Below are 18,855 nucleotides of genomic sequence, written 5' to 3' on the forward strand. Positions count from 1 at the left end.
CCATGGGCGTATGGATCGATACCGATATGGGCTTTGACGATATCGCCGCCATCCTGGTGGTGCAATCGGCAGGCCTTGCCATCGACGGCATCTCTTTGGTCTTCGGCAATGCCACGCTGGATGCGGTCTTCGGCAATGCCGCAGGCGCTGTTGCAAGCTTCGGCTGGTCGATGCCGATCCATCAGGGCCGCGCCATGCCGGTGCTCGGCGCGCTCGAAACCGCGCAGTCGATCCTCGGCGATAGCGGCATTCCAACCGCCGGCCAAAGCCTGCCGGATGCGCCGGCTCTGCCGAAAAGCGATGCCTTTGCAGCGCTCTGCAACTGGCTGGAAGGGGCGGGGGAGAAGCGCATTCTTGCGCTCGGCCCGCTCACCAATATCGCCGCCCTGTGTCTTGCGCGACCCTATCTTGCCGCCAGAATTTCCGACCTGACCTGGATGGGTGGCGGGCTAACCAGCGGCAACCACACGGCATCTGCCGAATTTAACGCCTTCGCCGATCCCGAGGCGCTGGCCATCGTGCTTTCCCACGGCCTGCCGCTGCGCATGGTTGATCTCGATGCCTGCCGCAAGGTCACGGCCTCGCCCGCCGATGTGCTGCCGATCCGCGCTGCCGGCGGCAGGAATGCGGGCCTGATTGCCGATCTGCTCGAAGGTTTCATCGGCATTGCCACGAGCCGCGGCAGAGATGCCATGGCGCTTTATGATCCCGTTGCCGCAGTCGGTTTCATTTCCGATCATCTTGGCTGGCAGCAGGCGCGCATCGATGTCGAACTTCATGCCTCGCTGACGCGGGGAAGAACCGTGGTCGAGACACGGGCGGAGAAGGTGGCAGAGTTTAACGCCCAATTTGCCGCGAGTGTTGATGCCGAAGCCGCGAAGGCGGCCATTCTGGAGGCATTGCGCCGGGAGGCTGCCCGATGAGCGCGCAAATCCGCCTGGCGGAACCTGCCGATCTTAACGACGACACCCTGCGCGCCCGTGCGGTTGCTGCCGCGCGTGGCGATCAGCCTTTTGACGTCCTCATCACCGGCGGAACGCTGGTGGATGTGGTGACCGGGGAACTGCGTGCCGCCGATATCGGCATTGTCGGCCCACTTATCGCCAGCGTTCACGAAGCGGCAAGCCGCAGCGATGCAGCGCAGGTGATCGACGCGGGCGGGGCCTATGTCTCGCCGGGGCTGATCGACACGCATATGCACATCGAAAGCTCGATGGTGACACCGGCCGCCTATGCGACATCGGTGGTTGCCCGCGGCGTTACCACCATCGTCTGGGACCCGCATGAATTCGGCAATGTGCATGGTGTCGATGGCGTGCGCTGGGCGGCGAAGGCCATCGAAAATCTGCCCTTGCGCGCCATTCTGCTTGCCCCGTCATGCGTGCCCTCCGCACCGGGACTGGAGCGCGGCGGTGCGGATTTCGATGCCGCCATTCTGGCCGATCTCCTCTCCTGGCCGGAAATCGGCGGCATTGCGGAAATCATGAACATGCGCGGCGTCATCGAACGCGATCCGCGCATGAGCGGCATCGTGCAGGCCGGGCTCGCCGCGCAAAAACTGGCCTGCGGCCATGCACGCGGTCTTGGTGGCGCCGATCTCAACGCCTTCATGGCGGCGGGCGTCTCTTCCGATCACGAGCTTGTCTCGGGTGAAGACCTGATGGCAAAGCTCAGGGCAGGGTTGACGATCGAGCTGCGCGGCTCGCACGATCACCTGCTGCCGGAATTTGTGGAGGCACTGAATAAGCTCGGCCACCTGCCGCAGACGGTGACGCTCTGCACCGACGATGTTTTCCCTGACGACCTGTTGCAGGGCGGTGGGCTGGATGATGTGGTGCGCCGTCTTGTGCGTTATGGACTGAAGCCCGAATGGGCGCTGCGCGCCGCCACGCTCAATGCCGCTCAAAGGCTCGGCCGCGCCGATCTCGGGCTCATCGCCGCCGGTCGCCGCGCTGATATCGCCATCTTCGAGGACCTGAGCGGCTTTGCGGCCCGTCATGTGCTCGCAAGCGGCCGGGTGGTTGCGGAAGACGGTCGCATGCTGGTCGACATCCCCGCCTGTGATGCAGCGGCACTCGGAGGCTCGATGAAGCTTCCGCCACGTATGGCCGATGATTTCCGGGTAAAATCCAACGGCGAGAAGGTCCGCCTCGCCACCATCGACCGCCCGCGTTTCACGCAATGGGGTGAGGCGGAGGCGGACGTGAAGGACGGTTTTGTCATTCCGCCCCAGGGTGCAACGATGATCTCCGTCACCCACCGCCACGGCATGGCCGAGCCCGTCACGAAAACCGGCTTCCTCACCGGCTGGGGACGCTGGAACGGCGCCTTCGCCACCACCGTCTCGCATGATAGCCACAACCTCACCGTCTTCGGCGGGAATGCAGAAGATATGGCGCTGGCCGCCAATGCGGTGATCGAGACCGGTGGCGGCATGGCCGTTGCCTCTGAGGGCAAGGTTACTGCACTTCTGCCGCTGCCGCTCTCCGGCCTCGTATCCGATGCGCCGCTCGAAGAGGTGGCGCGGGCTTTCGAGGACCTGCGCGAAGCCGTGGGCAAGGTGGTGGAATGGCAGCCGCCCTATCTCGTCTTCAAGGCCTGCTTCGGTGCCACGCTCGCCTGCAACATCGGCCCACACCAGACGGATATGGGCATTGCCGATGTGTTGACGGGCAAGGTGATGGAAAGCCCGGTCATCGAGGTTTTGGGATAATAACGTCAGGACCGGCTGCCGCGATGTCGCCGTCGCGGCAGCCGGTGCCTGTCAGTTCACATTGTGAAGCTGCGCCTCGCCATTATGCAGAAAGCAGGCTTTGGTGAAGAGGCCCAAATCCAGCAGGTTGGGCAGGCGGATATCGCTCATATCGGGAAGCCGCTTATTGTCCGGATCAAACGAGCGGTCGACCTGCGAGATGAATGCGAAAATGACGCCGGTCTTTAGTGCGAATTCCCCAAGGGCGGTCACCTGTTGCGACAGGTCGGGCTTGTGCCGCTGCTGGTCGAGTATCTGCATATAATCGATCACGGCGAAGGTGCCGGGTTTGGCCGGTGACAAATGGCGGATGATGTAGTCCGCACATATCTCATCCGATGTCACGATCTCGGTTTCTTTCTGCCCGGCCGAGTGTTTTTCGATACGCTTGCGCGCCTGTTGCTCCGTCATTTCGAGCGTGAACAAGACGGACTGCCGTCCATCCTCGGCTGCCGCGCGCAAAAGTTCAAAACCAAGCGCTGTCTTGCCCTGACCTGGGCGACCGGCAAGCAACAGCATGTCGCCATTCACGATGCGTAAGAACAGGTTTTCGGATAAGGAACCCGCCGCAACGTGAGCGGAAAGCAGGCTCCACCTTGCAAATCCTTCCTCGCGCGCGATCTGGTCCAGCGCTTCGTGCAGGGGAATGGCATTGTTTCGGACCATGAGTTTGGTCCGCCGCTTCAACTGAAAAATCGGAGTGGAAAGTTTCATCAAAAGACCTCTATTGCGGGTCTGAAACGCAATCCCTCCTTATGCGAAAGCCCGAACAGACGGTTCGATGATGATATTACCCCGCATGTCGGATGCTTCCCCGAAAGGAGGGGGGAGGCGTGGGTCGAGCCTGTGCGCAGAAATTACCGCGCCCGATGATTCGCCACAAGCGTCGGAGCTGCTGCCGGTCGAAAAACGGCAGGCAGCGAGATGGGTCTCACTCCGCCGCCAGTTCCTGCTCCACCAATGTCGCCCAGAACGCGACGCCTGGCACGATGGCCGCATCGTTGAAGTCATAGGAGGTGTTGTGGTGCAGCGCGCCATCCACCGCCGGGCCGTTGCCGAGCCAGACATAGCAGCCGGGAGCTTCGCCGGCGAAGAAGGCGAAGTCGTCGCCGGCGGTCGAAGGCGGGAAGGCGGTACGGGCCTTGGTGCCGAAGACGGTCTTGGCGGCGCGCAGCGCCCGTTTCGTCGCATCCGCTTCGTTGATGACGGGGGGAATGCGGCGGATGAATTCGTAATGCGCCTCGATGCCGAACATCGCCGCCGTGCCCTTTGCCAGCCGACCGATTTCCGTCTCCAGCTGGTCGCGCACATCTGCCGCATAGGCGCGCGCCGTGCCGCCGATTTCGACGAGATCGGGAATGACGTTGAGCGCCTTCGGGTCGCCCGCCTGCACCGAACAGGCGCTGACGACGGCGGGCTGCAACGGGTCGATGACGCGACCGACGATGTTTTGCAGCGAGGCGAGGAAGGCGCCCGCCGCCGTTATGGGGTCACGGCCGAGATGCGGCTTGGCGCCATGGGTGCCGATGCCCTTAAAGGTGACGCGCCAGCTGTCGGAAGAGGCAAGCTGCGGGCCTTCCACCACCGCCATTTCGTCAAGCCTAAGCCCCGGCATATTGTGCAGGCCATAGACCGCATCGCAGGGAAACAGATCGAAAAGCCCGTCTTCCACCATTTTTTTGGCGCCGCCACGACCTTCTTCGGCCGGCTGGAAGATGAAATGCACGGTGCCGGAAAAATCGCGGGTCTTGGCGAGATAACGCGCGGCACCCAGCAGCATGGCGGTGTGGCCGTCATGGCCGCAGGCGTGCATCTTGCCGGGAAATTTCGATTTATAGGGCCGGTCGGGCACCTCAGGCATGGCCAGCGCATCCATATCGGCGCGCAGGCCGATGCTGCGGGTGCCGTTACCCACCTGCAACGTGCCGACCACACCGGTGCCGCCGAGGCCGCGATGCACCTTCAGCCCGGCGCGCTCGAGGAGATCGGCAACGATGGCGCTGGTTCTCTCCTCTTCGAAACCCAGTTCGGGATGCGCGTGCAGATCGTGGCGAAGCTCCGTCAGAAATGGCAGGTCCTCGCCGATCCGGTCCAGCAGTCTCATGGGAAGCTTGTCCTTGAATATGGGGAAAACCCGCGTCATAGGTGGGTTTGTCCGAATGCCTGTTGCTTTGTTTCCGTTCTAGAGCATTTCCAGCAAAACTGTGTAGCGGTTTTGCGTTCGGAAATGCGGAAAACAAAGAGCTGGAGTATTTTCGTGTTTCGTAGAAAACAAAAATACCCTAGCGGAAAAAGCCAATGAAATGAACCCGCCGCGTGTTTGCGGTTGCTGAAATGCCTGATGTATTGAACCCTGTTGGCGTGGCTCGCAAACCGTATCTGTTTGGCGCCACCCTGGTTCTGAAAGGAAAAAACGATGCCGTCATCCGCATCGCCTGCTGCCCAGTCTCCCGCCGCGCCGCACGAGTTCTGGCAGGATATCCTTCCACCCGCCAGCTTCGATGCCACAGGTCCACATTCCACCTTCTTTCCGGCACAGCTGGATGATGGCCGGCAGATCTGCCTGCCGATAAGGCCGCTTGCGGATGGTGAGCATGCATTGGCTTCGCTCATCGTCAATCAGGCCTCTTTCGAGGTGCTGGAAGCGCTGGCGGCTGATCTCGCCGCCAGGCTCGCGCCCTTCAGCCCGGATGTCGTGATCGGCCTGCCGACGCTCGGCCTCACCCTCGCCGCCGCCGTTGCCCGCCGTCTCGGCCATTCCCGTTACGTGCCGCTCGGCACCTCACGCAAATTCTGGTATCTGGATGAGCTATCGGTGCCCATGTCCTCCATCACAACCCGGCAGGAAAAACGGCTTTATATCGACCCGCGCATGTTGCCGCTCATCGAGAACCGGCGGGTGGCGTTGGTGGATGATGTGATTTCCAGCGGCAGCTCCATCATTTCCGGTCTTTCGCTTCTTGCTGCCTCCGGCATCCGCCCCGCCGTCATCGGCGCGGCCATGCTGCAATCGGATCGCTGGCGGGAAAAAATCGCTGCTTTCGGGCCGGAATGGCCGGAACGGGTGAGGGGCGTTTTTGCCACGCCGCTGCTGACAAAAACGGAAGGCGGCTGGCGCGCTTGACGTTGCGCAAGTTCCGGCAAAAGGCAAGAGGTGATAATTTTACCGGTGCCTAATTTCTACCTTGCGAAGCCGGAAGAGATCGTCCTAAGATCGCCGCCGACAGACAATAGCGGTCGGCGAATACAAGCCGGTTTGCTTTCGCGCGGTGTCATCCCGGCGTCTGCCCGCTCCCCGTTTTGTTCTTTCGATGACTGGAATTTCTTCCCATGCATGCAGTGTTTGACGGTCATAATGATGTGCTGCTTCGTTTGTGGCGCAACAGCAAGGCCGGTGCCGATCCTGTGGCCGAATTCAAGAACGGCACGCGCGAAGGCCATATCGATGGTCCCCGTGCAAGGGTAGGTGGTCTCGGTGGCGGCATCTGCGCCATCTATATCCCCTCCGGCGATCTGATCCTGCAGGAACCGGATGAACAGGGTCATTACGACACGCCGCTCGCCTCTCCGCTGGAGCGCCTGCCTTCCCTCGATATCGCCATGGAGAAAGCGGCAATTGCGCTGCGGCTCGATCGCGCGGGCGCATGGCGGCTCTGCCGTTCCACGGCCGATATCCGCAAGGCCTTTGCCGAGGATATTTTCGCCGCCGTGCTGCACATGGAAGGCTGCGAGGCGATTGGCGCCGATCTCGATGCGCTGGAGGTGTTTTACGCCGCCGGCCTGCGCTCGCTCGGCCCGGTCTGGAGCCGGCACAATATTTTCGGCCATGGCGTTCCCTTCTCTTATCCCATGTCGCCCGATACGGCGCCCGGCCTCACCGATGCCGGATTTCGGCTGGTGAAAGAATGCAACCGGCTCGGCATTCTCATCGATCTCGCCCATATCACCGAAAAGGGTTTCTGGGATGTGGCCAAGACCACCAACCAGCCGCTGATCGCCAGCCATTCCAACGCGCATGCGCTCACCCCCGTCGCCCGCAATCTCACCGACCGGCAGATGGATGCCATCCGGGAGAGTGGCGGGCTGGTGGGCCTCAACTACGCCGTGACCATGTTGCGGGCGGATGCGCGTGACATTGCCGATACGCCGCTGTCCGACATGGTACGCCATATCGACTACATGGTGGAGCGCATGGGCATCGACTGCGTGGCGCTCGGATCGGATTTCGACGGTGCAACCGTACCCGTTGGAGTGGCCGATGCCAGCGGCAATCACAATCTGGTTGCGGCGCTGAAATCGGCAGGCTACGGTGATGGAGAGCTTGCTAAAATATGCCGGGAAAACTGGCTGCGTGTTTTGTCTCAGGCCTGGCACGAGGCGGCCTGAGACCAGTTTTAAGCGAACCAAATCAATCTCATAACAAAAGGGGAGATCCTATGATCAAATCGCTCAACAAATCCATGCGTATTCTCAGCACCAGCGCCGCTCTGTCGCTGATGATGCTGTCTGCGCCGCACGCTTTTGCGGCCACGCCGGCCGATACGCTGGTCGAAGGTTTCGCCATCGACGACATCATCACGCTCGATCCGGGTGAGGCATTCGAACTGTCTGCCGCCGAAGTTACCGGCAACACCTACAGCAAGCTCGTTTCCATCGATTTGAACGACACATCCAAGGTGATCGGCGATCTGGCCGAGAGCTGGACGACCTCTGATGATGGTCTCACCTATACGTTCAAGCTGAAATCCGGCCTGAAATTCGCTTCCGGCAATCCGGTCACCGCTGATGATGTGGCCTTCTCCTTCGAGCGCGCCGTCAAGCTCGACAAGTCGCCGGCATTCCTTTTGACGCAGTTCGGCCTCAAGGGCGACAACGTCACTGAAAAAGCCAAAGCGACCGATGCAAACACCTTCGTCCTGACGGTCGACAAGCCATACGCGCCGAGCTTCGTGCTGAACGTGCTGACCGCGACCGTCGCTTCGGTGGTCGACAAGAAGTTCATCACCGAAAAGGCGAAGTCGGTTACGCCAAGCGCCGATTACAAATACGACACGGATTTCGGCAATGAATTCCTGAAGACGGGTTATGCCGGTTCCGGCCCTTACAAGATCCTCGGCTGGAAGGCCAACGAGGCGGTGATCCTCGAAGCCAACCCGAATTATTATGGCGAAAAGCCGAAACTGAAGCGCGTCGTCTATCGCCACATGAAGGAAAGCTCGGGCCAGCGCCTGGCGCTTGAGAACGGCGATATCGACGTTGCCCGTAACCTCGAGCCGGGCGACATGGAAGCGGTGTCCAAGAAGGAAGGCCTTGCCGTCACATCTGCGCCCAAGGGCACCGTTTATTATTTCAGCCTCAACCAGAAAAACGAGAACCTGAAGAAGCCGGAAGTCGTTGAAGCCCTGAAATATCTGGTCGACTACGACGCGATCGGCGCGACGATCATCAAGGGCATCGGCGAAATCCACCAGACCTTCCTGCCGAAGGGCCAGCTTGGCGCGCTTGATGAGAACCCCTACAAGCTCGACGTCGCCAAGGCGAAGGAACTTCTCGCCAAGGCCGGCCTGAAGGACGGCTTCACCGTGACCATGGATGTGCGCAATACGCAGCCGGTGACCGGTATTGCCGAAAGCGTGCAGCAGACGCTGGCGCAGGCCGGCATCAAGCTGGAAATCATTCCGGGTGACGGCAAGCAAACCCTGACCAAATATCGCGCCCGCACCCACGATATCTACATCGGTCAGTGGGGTTCGGACTATTTCGACCCGAACTCGAATGCGGAAACCTTCACCATCAACTACGACAATTCCGATGAGGGCAAGAACAAGACGCTCGCCTGGCGTAATGCCTGGGACGTTCCTGATCTGACCAAGGAAACCCAATCGGCTCTGCTGGAGAAGGACAGCGCCAAGCGCGCGGCGATCTATCAGAACCTGCAGAAGGAAGTTCTGGCGAAAGGTCCCTTCGTCATCATCTTCCAGCAGACAGAAGTTGCCGGTTATTCCGCCAAGCTCAAGGGCCTGAAGCTCGGCCCGAGCTTCGACACCAACTACGTTTACACCATCTCCAAGGAATGATCCGGAAGGATTGATCTCTTGAGCATGGTTGAAACCAATAGCAAGGCGAGGCACGGCAAACGCCGTGCCAATGCCCGCGTGAAAGCCGTTCTCGGCTTCGCCGTCACCGTCATCACCACCTTTCTGGGTCTGATGGCGGTCACATTTTTCATCGGCCGCGTCGTACCGATCGATCCCGCACTGGCGATCGTCGGCGACCGTGCGCCTGCACATGTGGTCGAGCGGGTGCGTGAGCAGCTCGGCCTCAACCTGCCGCTCTGGCAGCAGTTTTTCCTTTACCTGAAGCAGGCGCTTTCGGGTGATTTCGGCACCTCCGTCCTCACCACCAATCCGGTGATGGAGGATATCAAACGGGTGTTTCCGGCGACGATCGAGCTTGCCACGATCGGCACGATCATCGGCGCCGTCTTCGGCATTCCGCTCGGCGTTCTCGCTGCCGTGAAACGCGGCAGCTTTGCCGATCAGGTGGTGCGTGTCATCGGCCTCATCGGTTATTCCGTGCCGATCTTCTGGCTCGGCCTGCTCGCGCTGCTGGTGTTTTACGCCCGGCTGCAATGGGTGGCTTATCCCGGCCGCATGGATATCGTTTATGAATTCACCTTCACGCCGGTCACGGGCTTTTTCCTGATTGACGCGATCTGGCAGCGGCAATGGGACGTGTTGTGGGATCTCTTCCGCCACATCATCCTGCCGGCCTCTCTGCTCGGTTATTTCTCGCTGGCCTATATCAGCCGCATGACGCGTTCCTTCATGCTGAACGAGCTCGCCCAGGAATATATCGTCGCGGCCCGCGCCAAGGGGCTTTCGGAAACCCGCATCATCTGGTTCCACGCGTTGCGCAACGCCGCCGTGCCGCTGGTGACCGTGATTGCGCTGTCCTATGCCGGTCTGCTGGAAGGTTCGGTGTTGACCGAAACCATCTTCGCCTGGCCGGGGCTCGGCCTTTACATCACCAATTCCCTGCAGAATGCGGATATGAATGCCGTTCTCGGCGGCACGATCGTGATCGGCGCCATCTTCGTCGGCATCAATCTCTTCTCCGATCTGCTTTACCGGACGCTCGATCCAAGGACGCGCAGCCGATGACGATGTCGACAGATACGATCAAACCCTATAGCCGCGAATGGCTGCTTTCCGACCGGCCGGCCTCGCGCAAGCAGGCGCGCCTTGGCCGCGCCTATGTCATCTGGCGGCGGTTTTCAGAAAACCGGCTGGCGCTGCTTGGCCTTGGCATCATCATCGCGCTGCTGTTCGTTGCGCTGTTTGCCGATGTGCTGGCGCCGCATAATCCGGTGCAGGGTGACCTGCGCAATGCCCGGCTTTTGCCGCCCGGCACGGAAGGTTACCTGCTCGGCACCGACGATCAGGGGCGTGACATTCTCTCGCGCCTCATCCACGGCTCGCGGCTGACGCTGTTCGTCGTGCTCTTGGTCGCCATCATCGCGGCGCCCGTCGGCCTCATCGTCGGCACGGTTTCCGGTTATGCCGGCGGCTGGGTGGATGCGGTGTTGATGCGCATCACCGATATCTTCCTTGCCTTTCCGAAGCTCGTTCTGGCGCTGGCGCTCGTCGCCGCACTCGGGCCGGGCATCGAGAACGCGGTGCTCGCCATCGCGCTCACCTCATGGCCGCCCTATGCGCGCATCGCGCGTGCCGAAACCATGACCTTCCGCAATTCCGATTTCATCGCGGCGGTGAAGCTCATGGGGGCGTCGCCGTTCCGCATCGTCTTGAAACACGTCATGCCGCTCTGCCTGTCATCGCTCATAGTGCGTGTGACGCTGGATATGGCGGGCATCATCCTCACCGCTGCCGGCCTCGGCTTCCTCGGCCTCGGCGCACAGCCGCCGCTGCCGGAATGGGGAGCGATGATCGCTTCGGGCCGTCGTTTTATCCTTGACCAATGGTGGGTTGCAGCCATGCCGGGCGTAGCGATCCTCATCGTCAGCCTCGGTTTCAACCTGCTGGGTGACGGCCTGCGCGACGCGCTGGATCCCAAGGAGGCGGGCCAATGAGCGCGCCGCTTCTGACTGTCCAGAATCTCCGCGTGTCCTTCCCCACCCGTACCGGGCTGGTGGAGGCGGTACGCGGCGTGTCCTTCACGCTCGGCCGCGAGCGTCTCGGCATTGTCGGGGAATCCGGCTCCGGCAAGTCGCAGACCGGCCGTGCCATCATGGGGCTGACCCCGAAAAGCGCGCGCATTGAGGCCGGCGCCCTGCGCTTCGGTGATATCGATCTGCTCAAGGCTTCGGCAAAAGAGCGGCGGATCATGCGCGGCAAGCGCATGGCGATGATCCTGCAGGACCCGAAATATTCGCTGAACCCGGTGATGACCATCGGCCGCCAGATCATGGAAACCCTGCGGACCCATGAAAAGATCGGCTCAAGCGAGGCGCGCCAGCGCACGCTTGCGATGCTCGAAGCCGTGCAGATCCGTGATCCCGAGCGCGTCTTCGATCTTTATCCGCACGAGGTTTCCGGCGGCATGGGCCAGCGTGTCATGATCGCCATGATGCTGGTCTGCGGCCCGGAGCTGCTGATCGCCGACGAACCGACCTCGGCGCTCGACGTGACGGTCCAGCTGGAAGTGCTCGATATTCTCGACAAGCTGGTGCGCGACCGTGGCATGGGGCTGATCTTTGTCAGCCATGATCTCAGGCTCGTCTCCTCCTTCTGTGACCGTGTTCTCGTCATGTATGCCGGCAAGGTGGTGGAGGAGCTTGCTTCCGCCAATCTGAAGGAAGCGAAACACCCCTATACGCAAGGCCTGTTGAACTGCCTGCCGGAGATCGGCGGCCATCGCCATCCTTTGCCCGTTCTGGAACGCAAGCCGGAGTGGCGCGCATGAGCACAGTTCTTTCCGTCCGCGACATGGTGGTGGATTTCGACGGTTATATCGCGCTCGACAGCGTCAGCATCGATGTGGCCGAGGGCGAATCCTTCGGCATCGTCGGCGAATCCGGTTCCGGCAAATCGACCCTGCTGCGCGCCGTTGCCGGCCTCAACCATTTCGATGAAGGCTCATTGATGGTGGCCGGGCGCTCCTATTCCGGCAAGCGCCGGGACAAGAGCTTCTACAGCGATGTGCAGATGGTGTTTCAGGACCCCTATGGTTCGCTTCACCCGCGCCAGACGGTGGATGCGCTGCTGCTCGAGCCACTCGTCATCCACGGTCTCGACAATCGCGAGCAGCGCATTGCCCGCGCTCTGGACGAGGTGGGCCTCGGTTCCGGTTTCCGTTTCCGTTATTCGCACCAGCTTTCCGGCGGCCAGCGCCAGCGCATCGCCATTGCCCGCGCGTTGATCGTCGAGCCGAAAATCCTGCTGCTTGATGAGCCGACCTCGGCGCTCGATGCTTCCATCCAGGCGGAAATCCTCAACCTGCTGGAACAGGCCCGCAAGGACCGCAATCTCACCTTCGTCATGGTCAGCCACGATCTCGGCGTCATCAGCCACATGTGCGACCGCCTGGCAGTGATGAAAAGCGGCAAGGTGGTGGAAATGCTGGAGGCCGAGGCGCTGGAAAGCCGCGAGTTCAGCGCTGACTATACAAGGCAGCTGCTGGTGGCGAGCGAGGGTTTCAAGCGCGCTTGATTGGTAAGACGTTGCCTCCCTTTCTTCTCCCCGAGGGGGAGAAGATGCCACGAACGGGGTAGATGAGGGGGCCAGCTCTCCGAATATCTCTGGCGTCGCCCCCTCATCCCGCTACCGCGACCTTCTCCCCGGCGGGGAGAAGAAACAAGCCGCGAGCGCTCATTCCACATGCGATTGCAATGCTCTCGGCTGAGGTTCAAGACATTGAATGTCCGGTCTTTGCTCGTTAAGCGGTAGTGATATGCTGGCCCCCACACCGGCCCACCCGAACAAGGTTTCCACCCCATGCAATTGCGCGCCTTGATGTATTTCGACGAACTCGTCCGCACCAATTCCATGCGCGCCGCTGCGGAAAACCTGAATGTCGCGCCGACGGCGGTAAGCCGGCAGATCGAGAACCTCGAATATTATTTCGGCTCACCACTGGTGGAACGATCCAGCCGCGGCGTGAAGCTGACGGCGGCAGGCGAGTTGCTCGCCGCCCGCGCGGGCAAGACGCTACGCGAGCTCGATCATGTGCACCAGCTGATCGATGATCTGAAAGGCCTGCAACGCGGCCGGGTCACGGTCTATGCCAATGGCGCGACGGTCGCGAACCTTCTCGCGCCGGTGCTGGCGCAGTTCAGCCTGAAATACCCGAAGCTGCGTTTCGAGGTGCATATTACCAGCGCCCGGCAGGCGATGGAGGCGCTGGGCGCGGCGGAGGCCGATCTGGTCGTCAGCCTGTTTGCGCCGAAACTCTCGGGTGTGAAGGTGCGCTCGCGCACCCGTATCAGCTATGATGTCATCTTCCCCGCTGGCCACGCGCTTGCCGCCCAGCCGGAAGTCTCGCTGAAGGAACTGGCCGGCTTGCCGCTTGCCCTGCCGGACAAGAGTTTTGCCGCGCGTCAGGCCTTCGATGCGCTGTTTGCCGATGCCGGCATCGAGCTCGATCCCGTTTTCATCACCAGTTCGCTGGAAATGCTGAAGGAGCTGGTGCTCGGCCATGCTGCCGCCACGCTGCTGCCGGCGCTTTCGGTGGCGCGGGAAATCCGCAGCGGCCAGATGGTCGCCATTCCGCTTTCCGGCAAGAAGGGCATTCATACCCAGATCGATCTCTGCGTCGCGCCCGACCGGCAGCTTTCTTTCGCGGCGTCCAAGCTTGCCGATTTCATCGAGCGTTTCATGCGCGAGGCGACAGCGGGCTAGTTTCTTATGCCCGCCGTGGAGAGGAATAGGCCAGCCTGGAGAATTACCCACCAAGGTTGATTTCCACCCGCAATTCCGTGTAGCCATTTCAGCTACACGGAGCACACAAAAACGGAGATTGTGTGTGCGCCTGCAACATGACACTCTTTTTGCAACGGGTGGTCTTTGGAAGGGCAAAAATGCCCCGGCCGCCAGACAGGGGACTAAGGATGCCACGCATTTATCTTTCGCAGGCGGCAAAGCTTTCGCGCCGTACCGCGCTGACGCTTGCACTAGGCACGGCGCTCTGGCTGCCGCTTTCGATTGCTGAGGCGCGAGCCGCGCCGAAAACCGCCCTGACGCTTGGCATGACGGTGGAGCCGACCGGTCTCGACCCGACCATTGCCGCCCCCGTCGCCATCGGTCAGGTCACCTGGCAGAATATTTTCGAAGGTCTCGTTACCATCGACAGCAAGGGCAAGGTGAAACCACAGCTTGCCGAAAGCTGGGAAATTTCGTCTGATGGCAAGAGCTATACCTTCAAGCTGCGCAAGGGTGTTACCTTCCATGATGGTGAGGCGTTCGATTCCTCTGTCGCGAAATTCTCGCTGGACCGTGCGCGCGGAGAAGCTTCCGTCAACCCGCAGAAGCGCTTCTTCGCGGCAATCGACAGCATCGAGACGCCGGATGCGGATACGCTGGTGCTGAAGCTGAAGCAGCCCGCCGGCAGCCTCATCTACTGGCTCGGCTGGCCGGCCTCCGTCATGGTCGCGCCGAAGAGTGCCGAGGGTAACCGCACGACCCCCATCGGCACCGGCCCGTTCAAATTCGTCAACTGGGCGAAGGGCGACAAGGTGGAACTCGAGAAGAACGCCGCCTATTGGGACAAGGCCGTGGCGGTGAAGCTCGACAAGGCGACTTTCCGTTTCGTCGCCGATCCGCAGGCGCAGGCGGCGGCGCTGAAATCCGGCGATATCGATGCCTTCCCGGAATTCGGTGCGCCGGAACTGATGACCTCCTTTGACGGCGACAAGCGCCTCGGCACCTTCGTCGGCAATACCGAATTGAAGGTCGTGGCCGGCATGAACAATGCCCGCAAACCCTTCAGCGACAAGCGCGTGCGCCAGGCGCTGATGATGGCGGTGGATCGCGGCACTGTCATTGAAGGCGCCTGGTCCGGTTTCGGCACAGCCATCGGCAGTCACTATACCCCGAACGATCGCGGTTATATCGACACGACAGGCGTGCATGCCTTCGATATCGACAAGGCCAAGGCGCTGCTTGCGGAAGCGGGATATGCCGATGGTTTCAGCTTCACCATCAAGGCCCCGCAAATGGCCTATGCCCAGCGCACCTCGCAAATCCTGCAGGCGATGCTGGCCGAGATCGGCGTGACCATGACCATCGAAACCACCGAATTCCCTGCCAAATGGGTGGCGGATGTTTTGAAGGGAGCGGATTACGACATGACCATCGTTGCCCATGCGGAGCCGATGGATATCGATATCTACTCCCGTGATCCCTATTATTTCAACTACAAGAACCCTGCCTTCAACGAGGTCATCGCCAATGTCGAAAAGACGGCGGATGCGGCTGAGCAGGAAAAGCTCTATGGCGAGGCCCAGAAAATCCTTGCCGAAGATGTGCCGGCGCTGTTCCTTTTCGTGATGCCGAAGCTTGGCGTCTGGGACAGGAAGGTGAAGGGGCTGTGGGAAAACGAGCCTATTCCTTCGAATGTGCTGACGGATGTGCATTGGGAAGAATAGGATTTGCCAGTCGCCGTTTCCTCCGTCATGCCGGGCTTGATCCGGCATCCAGTCCAGCCCAAGTCCTTGGGCTGAAAAGGCTCTTTTCGCCGCGCAGACGCGCGACGGCTGGATTCCGGCTCAAGGCCGGAATGACGGGGACGAGAGTGGCGGACGCCAAAGCAAACAGAACCACGCAAGGAGAAGATGCCAGATGTTAGCCGTCCTCATCCGGCGTCTCGTAAGCCTCGTCATCACGCTGTTTGCCGTCTCCCTCATCATCTATCTGGTCATGGGCCTGCTGCCGGGGGATCCGGCCGCCATCATGCTCGGCACTTCGGCAAGCCCGGATACGCTGGCCGCCCTGCAAAAGCAGATGGGTCTCGACCAGCCCTTGCCGCTGCGTTACCTCCACTGGCTTGCCGGGGTCTTCCGGGGTGATCTCGGGCAATCCTATACCTATGGCGTGCCGGTGGCGGGGCTGATCATCGAACGGCTGGCCGTCACCCTGCCGCTTGCGCTGCTTGCCATCTGCCTGTCCGTCACTATTGCCATTCCGCTCGGCGTCGCGGCGGCGAAGAACCGCAACGGGGCGCTGGATTTTGCGGCCGGGCTGTTTTCCCATGTGGGCATCGCCGTGCCGGGTTTCTGGGTCGGGCTGCTGCTCATCATCGTGTTTTCCACCACGCTCGGCTGGATGCCGGCCGGCGGGTTTCCCGGCTGGGCACCGAGCTTTTCGGCCGCTCTCACGGCGCTGGTGCTGCCGGCAATCGCGCTCGCGCTGTCGCAGGCCGGCGTTCTCACCCGCGTCTGCCGCTCCGCCGTGCTGGAGGTGATGAATGAGGATTTCGTGCGTACCGCCCGCGCCAAGGGCTTGAGCGAGCGGGTGGCGCTGTGGCGGCATGCGGTGCCGAACGCGATGATCCCCGTCGTCACCATGATCGGCCTGCAATTCACCTTCCTCATCGCCGGTGCTGTGCTGGTAGAAAATGTCTTCAACCTGCCGGGTCTCGGGCGGCTTGCCTATCAGGCACTGACGCAGCGGGATATCGTGGTGATGCAATCCGTCGTGCTGTTCTTCTCGGCGCTGGTTATCATCATGAATTTCGTGGTCGATATCGCCTATCTCTTCATCGATCCGAGATTGCGGGCAGGTGCACGATGATGCGATTGCTCCGCCGCCGCCCGGCCTTCGTCGTCGGCATCGCCGTCACCACCTTTCTCGTCGCCGTCGCCCTTTTGTCGCTGGTCTGGACGCCGGTTTCGCCGACCAAGATGCAGATCGTGCAGAAACTGAAATCGCCTTTCGTTTATGGCGGCCTCGGTACGGATCATTTCGGCCGCGATGTGCTTTCCATGCTGATGGCCGGTGCGTGGAATTCGCTCTCCACCGCCATTGCCGCCGTCGCCATCGGCGCCTTTATCGGCACGGCGATCGGTGTTGCGGTCGCAGCCCTGCGCGGCTTTACTGAAACCGTGGTCATGCGCATCTGCGACATCATCTTCGCCGTGCCGCCGATCCTGTCAGCCATGATGCTCGGCGCATTCATCGGCACGGGGCGTTTCACCGCCATCATCGCCATCGCCACCTTCATGGTGCCGGTCTTTGCCCGGCTGACGCTGGGGGCGGCCTTACAAATCTGGGCGCGGGAATATATCACCGCCGCCACCAGCATCGGCCAGAACCGGGCCAAGATCACGCTTTTCCATATCGTGCCGAATATTTCCAACCAGATCATCGTGCAGGTGACGATCCAGCTCGGTCTTGCGATATTGACGGAGGCTGGCCTTTCCTTCCTCGGTCTCGGCATGCCGCCACCCGCCGCCACCTGGGGACGGATGCTGGCGGATGCCCAGACCTATCTCGGCGCGGCCCCCTGGCTTGCCATCATGCCGGGCCTTGCCATTGCGCTCGCCGTCTTCGGCCTCAACCTTCTCGGTGATGGCCTGCGTGATCTGCTGGACCCGCGCGATACCAGCTGACCGCTTCAAGCCGATATTGCCCCTATTTCCTGTTTTTGTGACGAGACGATGCCATGACCGATCTCATAGACCTCAACACGCTCGAAATCCTGGCGCTTTATCGGGAAAGGAAGCTTTCGCCCTCGGAATATTGGCAGGCGGTGGAGGCGCGGATCGAGGCTTTCGAACCGACGGTGAATGCGCTTTATGCCTATGACCCGGAAGATGCCCGCAGGCAGGCAGAGGCTTCGACGCAGCGCTGGTATAGAGGCGAAACGCTCGGTGCTCTCGATGGGCTTCCGGTATCGTTAAAGGAACTCATCGCCACCAAAGGCCATCCCGTGCCGCTCGGCACAAAGGCGGTGGAACTGGTTCCGGCTCTCGATGATGCGCCGGTCGCCGCCCGTTGCCGGGAAGACGGGGCGATCCTCTACGCCAAGACGACCTGCCCGGATTACGGCATGCTCTCCTCCGGCCTTTCCAGCTTCCACAAGCTCAGCCGCAACCCGTGGGACCCCACCCAGAACCCCGGCGGCTCCAGCGCCGGGGCGGCTTCGGCGGGCGCTGCGGGTTATGGCACGCTGCATATCGGCACGGATATTGGTGGCTCTGTGCGGCTGCCGGCCGGGTGGACCGGGCTCTTCGGTTTCAAGCCGAGCCAGGGCCGCATTCCGGTCGATCCCTATTATACCGGCCGCTGCGCCGGGCCGATGACCCGCACCGTCGCCGACGCGGCCTATGCGATGGCGACGCTTTCGCGCCCGGACTGGCGCGATGGCACATCGCTGCCACCCAACACCATCGACTGGATGGATCTCGACATCGATGTGAAGGGCCTGAAAATCGGCCTGATGCTGGATGCCGGCTGCGGCCTGCCGCTGGATGAAGAGGTGCGCGATGCCGTGCTTTCCGCCGCTAAACTGTTCGAAGCGGCGGGCGCCATCATCATCCCGGTCGAGCCGGTGCTGACACGGGAGATGCTGGATGGGCTGGACGATTTCTGGCGCGCGAAATTCTGGGGCGATATGGCGGCGCTGAGCGCCGAGCGCCGCGCGGCGATCCTTCCCTATATTCACGACTGGGCGCAGAAAGGCGCGGATGTTTCCGGTGCGCGTGCCGTTTTCGGTTTCAATCAGACCATGGAAATGCGTAAAGTTTGCAGTCGGTTGATGCAGTCTGTTGATGTTGTTATTTCACCCGTCAACCCCATCGTCTCCTATCCTGCCGACTGGGCTTCGCCCACCAATGATCCCGAACGACCCTTCGAACATATCGCGTTTACCGTGCCGTGGAACATGTCGGAACAGCCGGCATCCTCGATCAATTGCGGCTTCTCTAGATCGGGAATGCCGATTGGCTTGCAGATCGTCGGTCCGCGTTATGAGGATCTGTTCGTGCTGAAGCTTTCCAGAGCCTTTGAGGCATGGGGCGGCGGTGTGCGGCGCTGGCCGGAGCCGCCGCAGGGCCGCTAATCCCGCCATTATCGGCCTTGTAGTATAGCGATAATACCCGTGCTTTGCCCCACACTGCTAGAGTGCCTGCAGGCATTTAAAAACGG

The 18,855-nt window shown here is 61.3% G+C and carries 16 protein-coding genes; 14 read left to right on the forward strand and 2 right to left on the reverse strand.

What is annotated here, in order from left to right:
* Nucleotides 1-2 precede the first annotated feature (2 nt).
* Nucleotides 3-923, forward strand: coding sequence for a nucleoside hydrolase (locus O3S81_RS17815; RefSeq protein WP_269345290.1), 921 nt, complete (start codon nucleotides 3-5; stop codon nucleotides 921-923).
* A complete protein-coding gene (locus O3S81_RS17820) occupies nucleotides 920-2,713 on the forward strand; it encodes an adenine deaminase (protein ID WP_269345291.1) in 1,794 nt (597 codons plus the stop codon). The genes O3S81_RS17815 and O3S81_RS17820 overlap by 4 nt, the downstream gene beginning before the upstream one ends.
* A 51-nt stretch (nucleotides 2,714-2,764) precedes the next feature.
* On the opposite strand, the gene O3S81_RS17825 is transcribed toward O3S81_RS17820, so the two are convergent.
* Entirely contained in the window at nucleotides 2,765-3,466 is a 702-nt protein-coding gene (locus O3S81_RS17825; protein ID WP_269345292.1) for a DNA helicase, read from the reverse strand.
* Nucleotides 3,467-3,683: 217 nt separating this feature from the next.
* A complete protein-coding gene (locus O3S81_RS17830; protein WP_269345294.1) occupies nucleotides 3,684-4,856 on the reverse strand; it encodes a M20 aminoacylase family protein in 1,173 nt (390 codons plus the stop codon).
* A gap of 312 nt (nucleotides 4,857-5,168) precedes the next feature.
* Between O3S81_RS17830 and O3S81_RS17835 the strand changes: the two genes are divergently transcribed.
* From O3S81_RS17835 to O3S81_RS17890, 12 genes are all read left to right on the forward strand, one after another.
* Nucleotides 5,169-5,876: a phosphoribosyltransferase gene (locus O3S81_RS17835; protein WP_269345296.1), complete on the forward strand. Its 708-nt coding sequence runs from the start codon at nucleotides 5,169-5,171 to the stop codon at nucleotides 5,874-5,876.
* A 206-nt stretch (nucleotides 5,877-6,082) separates the two neighbouring features.
* Nucleotides 6,083-7,138 carry a dipeptidase gene (locus tag O3S81_RS17840; protein WP_269345298.1) on the forward strand — a complete coding sequence of 352 codons (1,056 nt, stop codon included), beginning with the start codon at nucleotides 6,083-6,085 and terminating at the stop codon, nucleotides 7,136-7,138.
* Between the two features lie 50 nt (nucleotides 7,139-7,188).
* Nucleotides 7,189-8,829 (forward strand): ABC transporter substrate-binding protein, encoded by a 1,641-nt coding sequence (locus O3S81_RS17845; RefSeq protein ID WP_269345300.1) that lies wholly within the window; start codon nucleotides 7,189-7,191, stop codon nucleotides 8,827-8,829.
* A gap of 18 nt (nucleotides 8,830-8,847) precedes the next feature.
* A complete protein-coding gene (locus O3S81_RS17850) occupies nucleotides 8,848-9,915 on the forward strand; it encodes an ABC transporter permease (RefSeq protein ID WP_269345302.1) in 1,068 nt (355 codons plus the stop codon).
* Complete coding sequence (locus tag O3S81_RS17855; RefSeq protein ID WP_269345304.1) at nucleotides 9,912-10,844, forward strand: ABC transporter permease; 933 nt, start codon at nucleotides 9,912-9,914, stop codon at nucleotides 10,842-10,844. The genes O3S81_RS17850 and O3S81_RS17855 overlap by 4 nt, the downstream gene beginning before the upstream one ends.
* On the forward strand, nucleotides 10,841-11,677 hold the full coding sequence (locus tag O3S81_RS17860) for an ABC transporter ATP-binding protein (protein WP_269345306.1): 837 nt from the start codon (nucleotides 10,841-10,843) through the stop codon (nucleotides 11,675-11,677). Before O3S81_RS17855 ends, O3S81_RS17860 begins: the two co-directional genes overlap by 4 nt.
* On the forward strand, nucleotides 11,674-12,423 hold the full coding sequence (locus O3S81_RS17865; protein ID WP_269345308.1) for an ABC transporter ATP-binding protein: 750 nt from the start codon (nucleotides 11,674-11,676) through the stop codon (nucleotides 12,421-12,423). The genes O3S81_RS17860 and O3S81_RS17865 overlap by 4 nt, the downstream gene beginning before the upstream one ends.
* Nucleotides 12,424-12,708: 285 nt before the next feature.
* Nucleotides 12,709-13,611, forward strand: a complete 903-nt coding sequence (locus O3S81_RS17870; protein WP_269345310.1) for a LysR family transcriptional regulator — start codon at nucleotides 12,709-12,711, stop codon at nucleotides 13,609-13,611.
* 209 nt (nucleotides 13,612-13,820) lie between these two features.
* Nucleotides 13,821-15,356 carry an ABC transporter substrate-binding protein gene (locus O3S81_RS17875; protein ID WP_269345312.1) on the forward strand — a complete coding sequence of 512 codons (1,536 nt, stop codon included), beginning with the start codon at nucleotides 13,821-13,823 and terminating at the stop codon, nucleotides 15,354-15,356.
* 193 nt (nucleotides 15,357-15,549) lie between these two features.
* Nucleotides 15,550-16,500, forward strand: a complete 951-nt coding sequence (locus tag O3S81_RS17880) for an ABC transporter permease (RefSeq protein WP_269345314.1) — start codon at nucleotides 15,550-15,552, stop codon at nucleotides 16,498-16,500.
* Complete coding sequence (locus O3S81_RS17885; protein ID WP_269345316.1) at nucleotides 16,497-17,318, forward strand: ABC transporter permease; 822 nt, start codon at nucleotides 16,497-16,499, stop codon at nucleotides 17,316-17,318. Before O3S81_RS17880 ends, O3S81_RS17885 begins: the two co-directional genes overlap by 4 nt.
* Nucleotides 17,319-17,371: 53 nt before the next feature.
* Nucleotides 17,372-18,769 carry an amidase gene (locus tag O3S81_RS17890; RefSeq protein ID WP_269345319.1) on the forward strand — a complete coding sequence of 466 codons (1,398 nt, stop codon included), beginning with the start codon at nucleotides 17,372-17,374 and terminating at the stop codon, nucleotides 18,767-18,769.
* Nucleotides 18,770-18,855: the final 86 nt, after the last annotated feature.

The sequence above is a fragment of the Agrobacterium sp. SOY23 genome (assembly GCF_027212525.1).
Lineage (GTDB): Bacteria > Pseudomonadota > Alphaproteobacteria > Rhizobiales > Rhizobiaceae > Agrobacterium > Agrobacterium tumefaciens_I.

Bases quoted from the DNA above. Each gene is read 5' to 3' on its own strand.
- O3S81_RS17885 (WP_269345316.1), top strand. From the start codon at position 16,497: ATGATGCGATTGCTCCGCCGCCGCCCGGCCTTCGTCGTCGGCATCGCC.
- O3S81_RS17820 (WP_269345291.1), top strand. From the start codon at position 920: ATGAGCGCGCAAATCCGCCTGGCGGAACCTGCCGATCTTAACGACGAC.
- O3S81_RS17865 (WP_269345308.1), top strand. From the start codon at position 11,674: ATGAGCACAGTTCTTTCCGTCCGCGACATGGTGGTGGATTTCGACGGT.
- O3S81_RS17845 (WP_269345300.1), top strand. From the start codon at position 7,189: ATGATCAAATCGCTCAACAAATCCATGCGTATTCTCAGCACCAGCGCC.
- O3S81_RS17835 (WP_269345296.1), top strand. From the start codon at position 5,169: ATGCCGTCATCCGCATCGCCTGCTGCCCAGTCTCCCGCCGCGCCGCAC.
- O3S81_RS17890 (WP_269345319.1), top strand. From the start codon at position 17,372: ATGACCGATCTCATAGACCTCAACACGCTCGAAATCCTGGCGCTTTAT.
- O3S81_RS17870 (WP_269345310.1), top strand. From the start codon at position 12,709: ATGCAATTGCGCGCCTTGATGTATTTCGACGAACTCGTCCGCACCAAT.
- O3S81_RS17860 (WP_269345306.1), top strand. From the start codon at position 10,841: ATGAGCGCGCCGCTTCTGACTGTCCAGAATCTCCGCGTGTCCTTCCCC.
- O3S81_RS17815 (WP_269345290.1), top strand. From the start codon at position 3: ATGGGCGTATGGATCGATACCGATATGGGCTTTGACGATATCGCCGCC.
- O3S81_RS17880 (WP_269345314.1), top strand. From the start codon at position 15,550: ATGTTAGCCGTCCTCATCCGGCGTCTCGTAAGCCTCGTCATCACGCTG.
- O3S81_RS17855 (WP_269345304.1), top strand. From the start codon at position 9,912: ATGACGATGTCGACAGATACGATCAAACCCTATAGCCGCGAATGGCTG.
- O3S81_RS17840 (WP_269345298.1), top strand. From the start codon at position 6,083: ATGCATGCAGTGTTTGACGGTCATAATGATGTGCTGCTTCGTTTGTGG.
- O3S81_RS17875 (WP_269345312.1), top strand. From the start codon at position 13,821: ATGCCACGCATTTATCTTTCGCAGGCGGCAAAGCTTTCGCGCCGTACC.
- O3S81_RS17830 (WP_269345294.1), bottom strand. From the start codon at position 4,856: ATGAGACTGCTGGACCGGATCGGCGAGGACCTGCCATTTCTGACGGAG.
- O3S81_RS17825 (WP_269345292.1), bottom strand. From the start codon at position 3,466: ATGAAACTTTCCACTCCGATTTTTCAGTTGAAGCGGCGGACCAAACTC.